This window comes from Deefgea tanakiae (genome assembly GCF_019665765.1).
GTDB lineage: Bacteria > Pseudomonadota > Gammaproteobacteria > Burkholderiales > Chitinibacteraceae > Deefgea > Deefgea tanakiae.
The window spans coordinates 3159057-3172322 of the sequence record NZ_CP081150.1; the positions used below are offsets into that span (position 1 = coordinate 3159057).

General features: G+C 45.5%; 17 protein-coding genes. 14 read left to right on the plus strand and 3 right to left on the minus strand.

The window, feature by feature from the left end; genetic code table 11:
* Nucleotides 1-198: 198 nt before the first annotated feature.
* The 10 genes from tolQ to K4H28_RS14790 all read left to right on the plus strand — a co-directional run bounded on the left by tolQ (nucleotide 199) and on the right by K4H28_RS14790 (nucleotide 8596).
* Nucleotides 199-876, plus strand: coding sequence for a protein TolQ (gene tolQ / locus K4H28_RS14745; RefSeq protein ID WP_221005899.1), 678 nt, complete (start codon nucleotides 199-201; stop codon nucleotides 874-876).
* A gap of 11 nt (nucleotides 877-887) precedes the next feature.
* Nucleotides 888-1301 carry a biopolymer transporter ExbD gene (locus K4H28_RS14750; RefSeq protein ID WP_221005900.1) on the plus strand — a complete coding sequence of 138 codons (414 nt, stop codon included), beginning with the start codon at nucleotides 888-890 and terminating at the stop codon, nucleotides 1299-1301.
* A complete protein-coding gene (locus K4H28_RS14755) occupies nucleotides 1301-2188 on the plus strand; it encodes a cell envelope integrity TolA family protein (protein ID WP_221005901.1) in 888 nt (295 codons plus the stop codon). The genes K4H28_RS14750 and K4H28_RS14755 overlap by 1 nt, the downstream gene beginning before the upstream one ends.
* A 24-nt stretch (nucleotides 2189-2212) precedes the next feature.
* Nucleotides 2213-3481: a Tol-Pal system beta propeller repeat protein TolB gene (gene tolB / locus K4H28_RS14760; RefSeq protein ID WP_255573556.1), complete on the plus strand. Its 1269-nt coding sequence runs from the start codon at nucleotides 2213-2215 to the stop codon at nucleotides 3479-3481.
* A gap of 60 nt (nucleotides 3482-3541) precedes the next feature.
* Entirely contained in the window at nucleotides 3542-4087 is a 546-nt protein-coding gene (gene pal, locus K4H28_RS14765) for a peptidoglycan-associated lipoprotein Pal (RefSeq protein WP_221005903.1), read from the plus strand.
* Between the two features lie 99 nt (nucleotides 4088-4186).
* Complete coding sequence (gene ybgF, locus K4H28_RS14770; RefSeq protein WP_221005904.1) at nucleotides 4187-4930, plus strand: tol-pal system protein YbgF; 744 nt, start codon at nucleotides 4187-4189, stop codon at nucleotides 4928-4930.
* 130 nt (nucleotides 4931-5060) lie between these two features.
* On the plus strand, nucleotides 5061-5705 hold the full coding sequence (gene queE, locus K4H28_RS14775) for a 7-carboxy-7-deazaguanine synthase QueE (RefSeq protein WP_221005905.1): 645 nt from the start codon (nucleotides 5061-5063) through the stop codon (nucleotides 5703-5705).
* A gap of 51 nt (nucleotides 5706-5756) precedes the next feature.
* Complete coding sequence (locus tag K4H28_RS14780) at nucleotides 5757-7088, plus strand: chloride channel protein (protein WP_221005906.1); 1332 nt, start codon at nucleotides 5757-5759, stop codon at nucleotides 7086-7088.
* On the plus strand, nucleotides 7081-7764 hold the full coding sequence (gene queC / locus K4H28_RS14785) for a 7-cyano-7-deazaguanine synthase QueC (RefSeq protein WP_221005907.1): 684 nt from the start codon (nucleotides 7081-7083) through the stop codon (nucleotides 7762-7764). The genes K4H28_RS14780 and queC overlap by 8 nt, the downstream gene beginning before the upstream one ends.
* A gap of 58 nt (nucleotides 7765-7822) precedes the next feature.
* Entirely contained in the window at nucleotides 7823-8596 is a 774-nt protein-coding gene (locus K4H28_RS14790; protein WP_221005908.1) for a 5'-methylthioadenosine/adenosylhomocysteine nucleosidase, read from the plus strand.
* 62 nt (nucleotides 8597-8658) lie between these two features.
* On the opposite strand, the gene K4H28_RS14795 is transcribed toward K4H28_RS14790, so the two are convergent.
* From K4H28_RS14795 to K4H28_RS14805, 3 genes are all read right to left on the minus strand, one after another.
* On the minus strand, nucleotides 8659-8973 hold the full coding sequence (locus K4H28_RS14795) for a DUF2845 domain-containing protein (RefSeq protein WP_221005909.1): 315 nt from the start codon (nucleotides 8971-8973) through the stop codon (nucleotides 8659-8661).
* Between the two features lie 226 nt (nucleotides 8974-9199).
* Nucleotides 9200-9649 carry a threonine/serine exporter family protein gene (locus K4H28_RS14800; RefSeq protein ID WP_221005910.1) on the minus strand — a complete coding sequence of 150 codons (450 nt, stop codon included), beginning with the start codon at nucleotides 9647-9649 and terminating at the stop codon, nucleotides 9200-9202.
* Nucleotides 9650-10420, minus strand: a complete 771-nt coding sequence (locus K4H28_RS14805) for a threonine/serine exporter family protein (RefSeq protein ID WP_221005911.1) — start codon at nucleotides 10418-10420, stop codon at nucleotides 9650-9652.
* Nucleotides 10421-10691: 271 nt separating this feature from the next.
* Between K4H28_RS14805 and K4H28_RS14810 the strand changes: the two genes are divergently transcribed.
* From K4H28_RS14810 to K4H28_RS14825, 4 genes are read left to right on the plus strand one after another with little or no spacing between them, the layout of a single operon-like run.
* Nucleotides 10692-11213: a GspH/FimT family pseudopilin gene (locus K4H28_RS14810; protein WP_221005912.1), complete on the plus strand. Its 522-nt coding sequence runs from the start codon at nucleotides 10692-10694 to the stop codon at nucleotides 11211-11213.
* Nucleotides 11214-11222: 9 nt separating this feature from the next.
* Complete coding sequence (locus tag K4H28_RS14815) at nucleotides 11223-11933, plus strand: PilV family protein (protein WP_221005913.1); 711 nt, start codon at nucleotides 11223-11225, stop codon at nucleotides 11931-11933.
* An 11-nt stretch (nucleotides 11934-11944) separates the two neighbouring features.
* Nucleotides 11945-12727, plus strand: a complete 783-nt coding sequence (locus K4H28_RS14820; protein ID WP_221005914.1) for a PilW family protein — start codon at nucleotides 11945-11947, stop codon at nucleotides 12725-12727.
* Between the two features lie 8 nt (nucleotides 12728-12735).
* The gene (locus K4H28_RS14825; protein WP_221005915.1) at nucleotides 12736-13263 is read left to right on the plus strand and encodes a pilus assembly PilX family protein; all 528 of its coding nucleotides are present in this window, start codon (nucleotides 12736-12738) and stop codon (nucleotides 13261-13263) included.
* Nucleotides 13264-13266 lie beyond the last annotated feature (3 nt).

Below are 13266 nucleotides of genomic sequence, written 5' to 3' on the forward strand. Positions count from 1 at the left end.
CCCTCCCTCCGCAGCACAACGCCCCACCTCGCCCTTATTCAATCGTCATTTTTTCGTTTTCTCGGCTAATTGCCGTAATTAATCACAATTACGCTATTATCATGAAGAAAATTTAGGCAAAATCATTAAACTTTTTAGCGCGTTTTGGCTCGAAACTCAATTCTTATTCAACTCACAGCCCATCTGGAGCTTAGATTCATGCAACCTGTTGAAGATATGTCGATTATTAGCTTGGTATTACAAGCCAGTATCGTCGTGCAAATGGTGATGGTGTTATTACTGGCACTGTCGTTTATGTCGTGGTGGCATATTTTTAGTAAGCATTTCACCATCAGCACCGCAAAAAAACACACTGATGAATTTGAAGATCGCTTTTGGGGCGGTTCGGATTTGAATGGCCTCTACGAGCACGTGAAACACAGCCGCAACGCAATTGGCATGGAAAAAATCTATATGGCGGGTTTTAGCGAGTTTTTAAAACTGCGCCAAAAATCAGGCATGGAATTATCGGACGTGATGGAAGGCTCGCGCCGTGCGATGCGTGCGTCTTGCCAACGTGAACTCGATCATCTGGATAAACACACGTCTTTCCTCGCTTCAGTCGGCTCAGTCAGCCCGTATATTGGTTTGTTTGGAACCGTGTGGGGCATTATGTACGCGTTCAAAGGCCTCGGTAATGTCGGCCAAGCCACGCTCGCCACCGTTGCACCGCATATTGCGGAAGCGCTCGTCGCCACGGCGATTGGTTTGTTTGCTGCAATTCCAGCCGTTGTGGCCTACAACCGTTTTGCACACGATGTCGATCGTTTAGCGGGTCGTTTTGATACCTTTATCGAAGAATTTTCGAATATCTTGCAACGCCAAATCGGCAAATAAGGGAGCGAACCATGGCTCGTCGCCCTCGCCGCGTTAAAAATGAAATCAATGTTGTGCCCTACGTCGATGTGATGCTGGTGCTGCTGGTGATCTTTATGGTCGCCGCGCCCGGCATGCCATCGGGTTTGGTCGAATTACCGTCGGCTGGCAAATCCAGCCAACAAGTCACTGGTAATCCAATGACGGTGGAGATTAGCAAAGAGGGTGCTTTATTGCTCAAAGATGGCAAAGACAGCACGCCATTTTCTGATGCCAAAGCACTAGCAGCCGCGATCAAAGAAAAAGTCGACGCCGCCGCTGGCACTGAGCGCCCTGTTGTCATTGCTGCCGACAAAAATGTTCGCTATGAAATCGTGATGCAAACCACCGACGCGCTGCGAATCGCCGAAATCCCGCGTGTCGGTCTACAGGTCTATCAGAAGTAATGAATCCAAACCGCTCAAATTATCCTGACGAACAGCAAGGACTGTCTTTTGTACTGGCAGTCGGTATGCACGTGCTGTTAGCTGGATTTTTGCTGTTTTCAGTGCAGTGGAAAACCAAAAAACCGGAACCGGTGGTCGTCGAACTCTGGGGTGCTCCACCGCCTGCTCCGGTCGCCAGCGAACAGATCGAACAGCCCAAGCCAGTTAAAGTGCCAGAGCCGAAGCCTGAACCCATTCCAGTTCCGGTCAAAGCGCCAGACATCGTCACTGAAAAAGTAAAAGCCACGCCTGAACCAAAACCAACAGCCAAGCCGACAGCGAAACCTACGCTTGCACCAACGGCAAAACCGACTGTAGCGCCGACGGCTAAGCCAACCGTGGCACCAAGCGCAAAACCAAAGACAACAGCACTACCCACAGCTGTGCCAAAAAAAGCGGAAGTGAAAAAGCCGAAAAGCGAATTAGAAAGTGCACTGTCATTCGACAATATGCTTGAAAGCGGTAGTAAAAGCGACAAGCCAAATCCTAACGCAAAAGTTGGCGGCAAAGCCGGTGGCACCGGTGATACGGTGGATGCAACGGGTGGCGCTGGTAAAGGAAAAGGCAGCGGTTTAGGCGAAGCCTATGCACTCAGTATTGGTCAAGAAATTGCCCAAAAAGCCAATTACCCTGGCAGCAGTGGCAAAAAACCGCGCGTGGTATACAAAATTTATCTTTTACCAAGCGGCGAAATTCAAAAAATTGATTTGATTGAAGCCAGTAGCGATCCGAAATGGGATAAAGCCATCGAACGTGCAATCCAAGTTTATGCGCCTTTCCCAAAACCGCCAAATGGCGCATCGTTCAACGATTATCGTGAAGTGCGCTGGGCATTTAGTCCACCTTAATTTCTGATGCAGGAGCTGTTATTGATGAAACATTATTTCCGGGCGCTGTTGATGTCGCTGCTATTTGCAGCCAGCACAGCGCAAGCAGATATGACCATTGAAGTGGTTGGCGTCGGTAGCCAGCAATACCCTATCGCCATCATCCCATTTCAAAATGAAAATATCGACAATCAGCCTGTGACGCCAGTCATTGGGAGCGACTTAAATACCAGCGGGGTGTTTAAGGTAATACCCATTACTGATCGTAGCCTGCACGCCTATACCCCTGCCAATTTAAACCTTGCGGCATTGCAAGCCAGCGGCGCGCAATATGCAGTACTCGGGCAAATTTTCAGCGAAGGCGGCCAAGCGGTGGTGAAGTTTTGGCTAATTGATGTTGCGACCAAACAAGAACTGATTGCCTATGAAAAGCGCGGCAATCCAGCGCAATTACGCCGGATGAGCCATCAAATCGCCGATATGATTTATGAGAAAATCACCGGTAAATCGGGCGCATTTGCATCGCGAATTGCTTATATCCTCAAAACTGGTAAAGCCTACGAGCTGCAAGTTGCAGATGCCGATGGTTATGGCGCGCAAACCGTCTTGAAATCCAGAATGCCAATCATGTCGCCACGCTGGTCTCCGGATGGTGGCAAATTGGCTTATGTGTCGTTTGAACTAGAAAAACCCGTCGTTTACGTGCACGAACTCGCGACCGGTAAACGCTGGCAAGCAGCTAATTTCAAAGGCAGTAACTCTTCACCGGCATGGTCACCGAATGGTCGCCAACTGGCCGTGGTGTTGAGTAAAGACGGCGGCAGTCAGATTTATATTGTGAATGTCGATGGCTCAAATCCACGCCGCATCAGCCAAGGCGGTGAAATTAACACTGAACCAAGTTTCACTGGCGATGGTCAAAGCATCATCTTTACGTCAGATCGAGGCGGTAGCCCGCAAATTTATCGCGCATCAATCAATGGCGGCAATGCGGAACGGATGACTTTTTCGGGCGGCTACAACGCCAGCGCGAAAATCGCTCCAGATGGCAAATCGATGACTTATATCACGCGTGACAATGGTTACCGCGTCGCAGTGATGGATTTGGCAACACGCCGCAGCACAACGCTCACGTCAACCAATATGGATGATTCACCGTCGTTCGCGCCGAATAGCTCGATGATTTTGTATGAGACTGACGTCGGCCGCCGTGGCACTTTGGCGATTGTTTCTAGTGATGGCAAAGTAAAACAACGCCTGAAATCGCAAAACGGAGAAGTGCGCCAACCAGCCTGGGGCCCGATGCTGCGCTAAGTAGATCGGAAAATTCCGCTCGTAATCTGATATTTATTATTTTTTTAATTGGAGTAAGACATGAAAAAAATCGCCCTCAGTATCGCCATGACAGCCCTATTGGCAGCTTGCTCAAGCACTCCGACTGCACCGATCAAAGATCCAAATGCAGGTCAACAAACGAATACTAGTGGCACGACCGGCAGCGAAATCAAAACCGTAGATACCAGCAAAACCAGCGGCAAATCGATGTATCCGGAATTGACCGACCCGAACAATGTGTTGTCACAACGCCGCGTGTATTTTGATTTTGACTCATTCGTTGTGCGCCCAGACTTTAACGAAATGGTGCAAGCACACGCTAAATTCTTGCTCAGCCACAAAGACGTGAAAATCATCCTGCAAGGCAATACGGATAACCGCGGTACTGCTGAATACAATTTGGCACTGGGTCAAAAACGCGCCGAAGCTGTGTTTGCGATGTTGAAAGCCTTGGGTGTACCAGAAAGCCAAATCGAAGCAGTGAGCTTTGGTGAAGAGCGTCCACTCGAAAACGGCGACACTGATGAAGCATGGGAACGCAATCGTCGTACCGATATCGTTTACCCAGGTGAACAAAGCAAGTAAACACTTGCCATGCCGCCGCTGGCTCGAATAAGCTAAGCGCCATCAACGACAAACCCCGCTGGTCGGGGTTTGTGTATTTCAGATCAATGGTCAAAACCTATGAAAAACTTTAAAAAAAGTCTCATCGCCTTCGCATTGGTGGCTTGGAGCGCACATTCCCAAGCGGGTTTGTTCGACGATGATGTGGCCCGTAAACAAGTGGCCGACCTGACCGCCAAAGTGCAAATGCTGCAAGAACAAAATCAACAGCGTATCGAGCAGCTCGAAGCGGGCAATAAACAAATCATTAATTTGGTACGCCAAATCGAATCGCAAAAAGACACCTTGGCCAAACTCAATGGCCAAAATGAAATGCTGCAATTTAATCTGGATGAAGCCGTTAAACGCCAAAAAGATTTATACGTCGATTTAGATACGCGTTTGCGTGCCATTGAGCAAGTCAAAGCAGAAACAAAAGCTGCGGTGCAGTTGAGCGAACAAGACAGCTTTGATAGTGCAGTCGCCTTGGTGCAAGCGAAAAAATTCAAAGACGGCAGCGCCGCGCTGAACAAATTCGCAGTTGACTACCCGAAAAGCGAAAAACTCCCTGCTGCGCAATATTGGCTAGGCACCAGTTATGCTTTTAGTAAAGACTACAAATCAGCGACTTCAGCTTTTAAAAACGTCGTAGAAAACGCACCCAATGATGCCAAAGCCCCGGATTCATTACTCGGTTTGGCTTCGGTAGCCGCAGCGACGGGCGACAAAAAAACCTCACGCAATTACTTGATTACAATTATCGAGCAATACCCACAATCCGATGCCGCTGGCAAAGCCAAAAAAGCTTTGATGGCGCCCAACTAATTGGGCTTATGGTTTAGGGAAATTGTTAACAGCTCTAAATATTAAATCGGTATAAAATAGGCAACGGCATCGGGTTTCGATGCCGTTTTTTTATTCCCCCGGACTGTTATCCGGTTAGGAGATTTGCAATATGCGTGAAGAATTACGAATTACCGAAATATTCCATTCGCTCCAAGGCGAAACCAGCCGGATGGGTCTGCCCACCGTGTTTGTTCGCTTGACGGGCTGTCCGATGCGCTGTGGCTATTGCGACAGCGCCTATGCATTTACTGGCGGCAAAACGCAGTCAATTGACGCCATCATGCAGCAAATCCGCTCATTTTCTTGCAATACCGTCTGTGTGACCGGTGGCGAGCCATTAGCGCAAAAACCAGTTCATTTACTATTTAAACGCCTGTGTGACGAAGGCTTTGATGTCAGTGTCGAAACTGGCGGTGGCCAGCCAATTGATTGTGTCGATCCGCGCGTTTCGCGAATTTTAGACATCAAAACACCGGGCTCGGGCGAAATGCACAATATGCATTGGCCCAATGTCGATGCGGTTACCGCAGGTGATGAAATCAAATTTGTGCTAGTAGATCGCAGCGACTACGAATGGGCGCGCGATAAAGTCATTGCTGAAAAACTCAATGAGCGCGCACCAGTGATTTTCTCGCCTGTTTGGGAAACGCTCAAGCCCGTTGATTTAGCCGAGTGGGTCATTGCCGACAAACTACCGGTTCGTGTCCAAGTGCAATTGCATAAAATACTCTGGGGTGAAAAACCTGGGGTATAAGCACCAAGCTATTTATATGTAATGCGCAGCTAAATATACCTAGGATATTTAATGCTTATTAAGCGTTTACTCATCAAGATCAAGCATTTACCCACGCGTAGCCGAACCACTTTGGCGCTTTGGTTAGGTGCTGCCTTGGTCGGTTTGGTGGCTTTTTTATTGGCGACCGCGGCGGAGTGGGCATTTGCGGGTTTTAGTGCATTACAAGCAAAATGGTGGTGGTGGCCTTTATTGTCTTTGCCATTGGGTGGCATGGGTATTCACTGGCTGATGCAGCACATTGGCGCAGGCGCACAAGGTAGCGGGATTCCTCAGGTTCAAGCCGCACTCCAGCTCAATGATAAGCCAGAACAAATTGCACGAATTCTGTCCCCGCGTATCGCCGTAGCGAAATTTATTGCTATTGTGCTGGGCTTAGGTAGTGGCTTTGTACTGGGTCGGGAAGGGCCAACGGTGCAAATCGGCGCGAGCATTATGTTTGCTTGCCGCAAATTATTGCCGATTGATGATCCTGTGTTCCGGCGACAATTGATTTTGGCGGGTGGCGCAGCAGGGATTGCGGCAGCATTTAATACGCCGCTGGCAGGGATTGTGTTTGCTTTTGAAGAACTCGCCCGCTCAGTGGAAGAAAAAACCTCGGGTAAATTACTCGGCGCGGTGATTTTGGCGGGTTTGGTTTCCTTAGCTTTACAAGGTAACTACATCTATTTTGGCAAAATACATGTGCCGCCATTTAGTTATTCGATCTTGATCCCCTTAGTATTAATTGCGGTAGCGGCGGGCTTGATTGGCGGGGCTTTTTCTTGGCTTTGTGTGAATGTATCGACTTGGATGCCTTTTAAAATAAAGGTTTTTAGGCAATACCATCCTTATTATTTTATTGCCAGCATTGGATTACTAATTGCAATTTGTGGCCTATTTGCACCGATTTATGGCAGTGGTGCCGAGATAACCAGCGAAGTCATCGCTGGACACGCTGAATTAGCATGGTACTTTTTGCCACTGAAATTCATCGGTCAATTGGGCACATTTTTAACGGGTTTACCGGGTGGGATTTTTGCACCATCCTTAAGTTTGGGGGCGGGGATAGGCAGTTGGTTTGTGCCGCTATTTGATCCCGAACTCAAAATAAAGCTGATTGCGATTGGGATGGTCGCCGCACTCGCTGCGATTACACGCGCACCGCTCACATCAGCGATTATTCTGATGGAAATGACCGATGGCCACGATATGGTGATTTCCATCATGGCCGCAGCGATGATTTCCGCGAGCGTTGCCCGTATTTTTAAAACGAATTTGTATCACGATTTGGCTGAACAAGTGCTTGCCAATTTACGCAACACGCAGCCAACGCTAGCTAAAAAGAGAAGTGAAAATGAATAAAAAAGCCGTCATTTTATTATCAGGTGGTCTCGATTCCGCCACTTGCCTTGCAATCGCCAAAGCCAAAGGTTTTGATTGCTACGCATTATCTTTCGATTATGGCCAACGCCATAATGCTGAATTACAAGCCGCCGCGCGCGTCGCGAAAGCCCTTGGCGCAATTGAACACCGTATTATCAAAATTGATCTAGCCGGTTTTGGCGGCTCAGCATTGACTGATGCCAATATCGCCGTACCCGTTGATGGCGTTGAAAATGAAAACGAAATTCCCGTGACCTATGTACCAGCGCGCAATACCGTGTTGCTGTCATTTGCTTTGGCGTGGTCTGAAGTACTCAAAGCGGGTGACATTTTTATTGGTGTGAACGCGGTGGATTATTCGGGTTACCCTGATTGCCGCCCTGAATATATTTCTGCATTCCAAGCGATGGCGCGTTTAGCGACCAAAGTGGGCGTCGAAGGCTCATCGCTGAATATCCACACACCATTGATTCGTTTGAGCAAAGCAGAAATCGTGGCCGAAGGGTTGAAACTCGGCGTCGATTACAGTCTGACTGTCACCTGCTATCAAGCCAATGACGCGGGTGAAGCCTGCGGCGTTTGCGATGCTTGCCGCTTGCGCGCAGCAGGTTTTTCCGCCGCCAATATGGCCGATCCAACGCGTTACGCTAAGTAATTTTCAAAATTTGGCAGCTTCGGCTGCCATTTTCTATCATCGCTGAGAAATTCAAAAAATGACGACTCAACCAAAACGACTTGGCCTTGTATTTGCTATGGCCGAAGAGCAACAAGGTTTAACCGAGCATTTGCAAGATGTGCAAATTCATCGTATCGGCAAACGTGAATATCGTAGCGGCACGCTCTGGGGCGTGCCTTGTGTTTGTGTCTTATCGGGAATTGGTAAAGTGGCGGCGGCCAGCACCGTGACCAGTTTGATCCAGCATTTTGGCGTGACCGAGATTGTACTCAGCGGCGTGGCGGGTGGCGCTGATAGTAGCCTTAGAGTTGGTGATATCGTCATTGCCGATGCATTGATTCAGCATGATATGAACGCGTTTCCGATTTTTCCTAAATTTGAAATCCCACGCAGTGGCAAAAGTCGCTTTGCCAGCTCAAATCAATTGAGCCAACAACTCAATCTGGCTGCACAGCACTTTTTGCAAAAAGAGATGGACCAGCACATCAGCGCCGCATCGCGCACGCAATTTAAGCTGTATCAAGTGCAAATTGTGAATGGCCTCATCGCCAGCGGAGATCAATTTATTCAAGATTTAAAGGTTCTGGCCAATCTAAAACAAGAATTGCCAGACTTAATGGCCGTTGAAATGGAAGGCGCCGCGATTGCACAAGTGTGTGATGATTTTGAGATTCCATTCGCGATTATGCGAACGATTTCTGATGAAGCGAATGAACATGCACATCTGGATTTCAAGCAATTTATTCATCAAGTCGCCGCACAATACAGCCTTGGGATTTTACGGAAATTTTGTGCTAACTACTTAAAGTAAATCGATTTACTAATATGTATTGAGCTGTAAACAATATTTAATAATTGCTACAGCTCAATACATCAACTACCGTAGCCCAGCTCGGTGATATTGGCAATCGAGCCACCAATAAATTTCACCTTCATCATAAAGCGCTGTGGACCAAAATTATAAATCCACTCGGTATACACTTGCTCGCCACCATAACGGCGATTGCCCCAGTTATCGGTGTAGTAATACGGCGCACTGAATTCATTCTTTTCTGCAGGCGCACCACAACTATTTTCAACTTTAGTCATTGAATCGCCCAGCTCAAGCAAAGATTGCCCACAGCGTAAACCCGCTGCGGAAGCTGGCAAAGCTAAGCAAAACATAACAACTGCACATATTTTTCGCATACTGAATTCCTTTTCGGCACCAGCAAAGGCGTAACAATTCAGAGTAAAGCATGCATTGCTACTGAAGCTACCCGGTGTTTATTACAGAAAATGAAGCAAATCCACAAACCTCACGCTGCACCGGCCAGTTACTATATAAGTTGCATGCTGAACGCTGGCTGAACAGAAATTTTTTAAGTTTCAAACATGAGTGAACTACGAAAATAAATCGACTATTTTTTTCAATCTATTTTTTAGGCAATAGTAATAACGGTGCTGCAATACCAAATGCCAAAGCCAACACAATCATGCCAGCCTTTACCCCGCTCACACCCGCGGCCACCAATAACTCTTGGCCAGATTCACCCACAGGCAAAGTCGCAATTCCAAGTAAAGCTTGCACAGCCTTATACATATAAGTACCAGGCACCATGGGGATCGCGGCACTAATTGCATAGATAATTGCAGGTTCATTTCGACGCGTCGACCACCATTCAGCAATTAAGCCAATCAAAATAGCAGCCACAAGCGTACCCAAGACAATATCGCCATGCATCGTCAACACAAGTTTACGCGACGCGTGCCCCAAAATCGCCAGTGCACCACACATCCACAATGCCCGTGGCGGTACATTAAATAATAGTGCAAAACCCAAAGCCGCCGGTGCAGCCCAAATTTCTAGCAACCAAGCGTTCATTTAAATCCCCAAAATCCGTAGCGCCAAACTCACACCGACTGCAATACCAAAAATAATCACCGTACTCATCGCAAAGCGAACCATGCCATTCAGATAATTGGCATTCAATAAATCAGATGCGCCATTAATCAACGGTACTCCCGGAATCAAAAATAAAACTGATGCCGCCAAAGCCGCTTCTGGCGTATCAGTCAGATGGCGTAGTAGCCCTACCGATAACAGAGCGACAAAACTTGCCACAGTAGCAAACACAGAGGGTTTGAAATGGCGCAAGACTAAATAAAAGCGTACCGCCATCCCCAGCGTCGCGCCAAAAGTCGTAATCAAAATCGCAGCCAAATCACCACCGAACAAAGCCGCAAACGCGCCACACGATAAACCAACCAAAGCAGTAATCAACCAGCGCGGATAATGAATCGGGCGTTTTGCAATCTCATCGAGCGCCAGCTGTGCATGCGCAGGATCTGCTTCACCTTGTTCCAAATCGACCAGCCATTGATCGAGCGACGTTAGCAAAGAAAAGTTAGCACCCATATGCGGCGCTTTACGAAATCCAGTCTCACGTTCATCGCCCCACTCAATCGTCGCCCCGATATTAGTCGAGGAAATAATCACCTCAACCCGCGCCGCACCCAATGCCTTGGCGGTACGTTGAATAATCAAAGAAGTACGGTGCGTCCCCGCGCCAGATTGATGGGCAAGTAGGCCAGCTTGTAGCGACAAACCCAATGTATCTGCGAGTGATGTGTTGTATTTAGTGGATATAGTCATGACCGAATCATAACGTTTTATCAGCACACTGAATATTGCCAACAATCAAAATTCTTACAGAAAATCAAGCCGTTAATAGGATAAACAGCTGCGTTCATCCTGTTTATGCGACAAAAATTGAAACCCAGACTAACTTATAAATAGAAACCAAAGATCAAAAGAAGCTGTGTCGAAGAACACCCAATTCCATAAGTGTTTAATTGGATAGCATACAACAGCATACAACTATATTATTATTTACTTATAGTCAAAACAGTACTGTGAGAACGACATGAAACAAGCTGGTTTTACACTGATAGAAATGATGATTGTTGTAGCTTTGATGGGCATCATCGCAGGTATTGCTGCGCCAAATTTACAAACATTCATGAAAAATGGCCACTTAACGGGTGCTTCCGAAGAGTTAATCAACAGCCTAGGACTTGCAAAATCAGAAGCAATCAAAAGAGGCGAAAGCGTCACGATTTGCAACTCTGCAAATCCATCAGCCGATGCACCGACTTGCAAGACAGGTACACCAGACTGGCGCACAGGATGGGTCGTATTTGTCGATGCGAACGGTGATAAGCAATTAGATACTGGGGAAACCGTATTGCGAGTTACCCAAGCCATCAAGAATGTAGACAGTATTACAAGTAACAGTAACCAACTAGCTATCCGTTTTCGCTCTGTGGTGTTAGCTGGCTCAAGTGATACCAACATCACTTTTTGCAATTCAGGCGCAACCGCAAGAATAGTGTCAGTAGACAAAATGGGCCGAATTAGCCGTACCCAAAGCGGAACATGCAGTTAGGAGTAGCAAATGAAACAGTCCGGCACAATCATGCTAGAAGTTCTCATTTCAATCGTGGTTTTAGCGTTTGGAATATTAGGGCTAGCTTCACTTCAAGCTTACTCATTACGAGCTGCGCAAAGTTCAAATTTGCGCTCAATTGCTGCTGATTTAGCGTCCAGCATGGCTGAACAGATACAAACAAACAGACCAAAATCATTAGCAGCCACAGAAGCAGGACTAGATTCAAAATATTATGGATCAAATATAGTAATGCCAATTCCACCCAATTATGCGCAAATAAAATGCGAATACGAAGATACAACAGATAATTATAGTTGCAGTAAACCTAGCGGATACACCCCAAATTCAAAAACAAAAACAAATAGTCAAACATTAGCGGAACAAGAAACATCATATTGGCTAAATCTAGTAAAAGCATCTTTACCGCTTGGTTCAAATTCAGATGGAACAATTAAAGGTGGTGCTATTGTTTGTAAAGACACTTCACCAGATGATGGAACATCACCCGTTTTAGATCCAACCGCTGCAGATTATGTGACCAATACAGGCTGCATAAGTACTACTAGTGCCGAATATGAAAATGCTCCTTATGTTATAAAAATTTGGTACGAAGAACAAATTACAAAAACAGAACAAGGCAGTTTATCGACAGATGATAATGATAATAAGGATAAAAATGTACGTGTCCTTAGACGATTCTCTTCATCATTATTATAAAAGGTCAACCCATGAATAAAATTAACCAAAATGAAAATGGTTTTACCATCATAGAGTTAATGATTGGTTTGGCACTTGCGATGGTACTTACTCTAGCCATAGCAAACATATACATACAAACACGCCAAACCTTCAGAACACAATCTGCAATAACAAATCAGGCAGATGAAGGTAAATTTGCACTATCTACAATACAAAGAATGATTTTTCAAGCAGGTTATATCAATAAAACAAATATGAAAACATTACCAACGACAGCATTTACTGCAAATTTTGGTATGAATGCAGGAGAAATCATTAAAGGCAATGATCAACAAATAAATATTAGATTTATGGGTGATACCGACGCTAATATCATAAGCTGTGCTAGTGATAGCTCTGGTAATGCAGACTATCCATCCTTAAAAGATTCAAACATTCATGGTTATCGTATTCATTTAGATGGTACTCAGCTGAAATGCAGCAAATTATCAAGTGCAGGCGCTATTTCAGATAGCCAAGTCATTGCTGATAATATTGTTGAATTTAAAGTTACCTATGGAATAGATTCTGATACAGACAAAATATCCGATAATTATGCAGATTCAGGAATTACAGACTGGAATAAAGTTTACTCTATCAGAACATGCATTGTAACTAAAAGCAAAGAAAATAATATAGCTACAAAAACAAACAATAGAAAATATTTAAATTGTACTTTTCCAGATCATTCAAAAACAAGTATTAATAGCAATGAAGGAAGCAATTACAGAACATTCTCAACCACTGTTTATTTAAGAAACAAAATGAATTAGGTGAAATAATGTCTAAAAGAATAAACAAAGAAAATGGATTTGTACTTATTACCAGTATCATATTTCTAATAGCAATAACAATAGCTGTAGTGTATGCGGTAAAAAGTGCAACTGTTCGTGAACACTCAGCGGGAAATAATCGAGCCAGAACTCAAGCATTTGAAATGGCACAATTAGCAATGCTCAGAGCGCAAGCACAATTAACAGAAGATGTTATATTTCCAGCATCTGGTTGCGATAAAGGATTATGCAACAGCAGTACCGCAGATAGTACTTTACTGGATAACAGTACATGGACAACAGGAACTGCAACATGTGAAATAAATAATACAAGTTGCAATGTTTTATTAGGTGCAAATAAAGTTAAAACAATGAGTATGTCTGGAGTTGCTGCACAACCGCGTTGGGCTATTCGTGATTTAGCAAATAATGTTGATGGTGATTGTACTTTTTATGAAGTGTGGGGAAAAGGAACCGGAGCTGAAGCAAATAGTTCTGTGTTATTACATTCGATCGTTAAAGCATGTGAAAGCTAGGAG

Coding starts and splice junctions, on each gene's coding strand:
- tolQ (WP_221005899.1), top strand. CDS start 199: ATGCAACCTGTTGAAGATATGTCGATTATTAGCTTGGTATTACAAGCC.
- K4H28_RS14750 (WP_221005900.1), top strand. CDS start 888: ATGGCTCGTCGCCCTCGCCGCGTTAAAAATGAAATCAATGTTGTGCCC.
- K4H28_RS14755 (WP_221005901.1), top strand. CDS start 1,301: ATGAATCCAAACCGCTCAAATTATCCTGACGAACAGCAAGGACTGTCT.
- tolB (WP_255573556.1), top strand. CDS start 2,213: ATGAAACATTATTTCCGGGCGCTGTTGATGTCGCTGCTATTTGCAGCC.
- pal (WP_221005903.1), top strand. CDS start 3,542: ATGAAAAAAATCGCCCTCAGTATCGCCATGACAGCCCTATTGGCAGCT.
- ybgF (WP_221005904.1), top strand. CDS start 4,187: ATGAAAAACTTTAAAAAAAGTCTCATCGCCTTCGCATTGGTGGCTTGG.
- queE (WP_221005905.1), top strand. CDS start 5,061: ATGCGTGAAGAATTACGAATTACCGAAATATTCCATTCGCTCCAAGGC.
- K4H28_RS14780 (WP_221005906.1), top strand. CDS start 5,757: ATGCTTATTAAGCGTTTACTCATCAAGATCAAGCATTTACCCACGCGT.
- queC (WP_221005907.1), top strand. CDS start 7,081: ATGAATAAAAAAGCCGTCATTTTATTATCAGGTGGTCTCGATTCCGCC.
- K4H28_RS14790 (WP_221005908.1), top strand. CDS start 7,823: ATGACGACTCAACCAAAACGACTTGGCCTTGTATTTGCTATGGCCGAA.
- K4H28_RS14795 (WP_221005909.1), bottom strand. CDS start 8,973: ATGCGAAAAATATGTGCAGTTGTTATGTTTTGCTTAGCTTTGCCAGCT.
- K4H28_RS14800 (WP_221005910.1), bottom strand. CDS start 9,649: ATGAACGCTTGGTTGCTAGAAATTTGGGCTGCACCGGCGGCTTTGGGT.
- K4H28_RS14805 (WP_221005911.1), bottom strand. CDS start 10,420: ATGACTATATCCACTAAATACAACACATCACTCGCAGATACATTGGGT.
- K4H28_RS14810 (WP_221005912.1), top strand. CDS start 10,692: ATGAAACAAGCTGGTTTTACACTGATAGAAATGATGATTGTTGTAGCT.
- K4H28_RS14815 (WP_221005913.1), top strand. CDS start 11,223: ATGAAACAGTCCGGCACAATCATGCTAGAAGTTCTCATTTCAATCGTG.
- K4H28_RS14820 (WP_221005914.1), top strand. CDS start 11,945: ATGAATAAAATTAACCAAAATGAAAATGGTTTTACCATCATAGAGTTA.
- K4H28_RS14825 (WP_221005915.1), top strand. CDS start 12,736: ATGTCTAAAAGAATAAACAAAGAAAATGGATTTGTACTTATTACCAGT.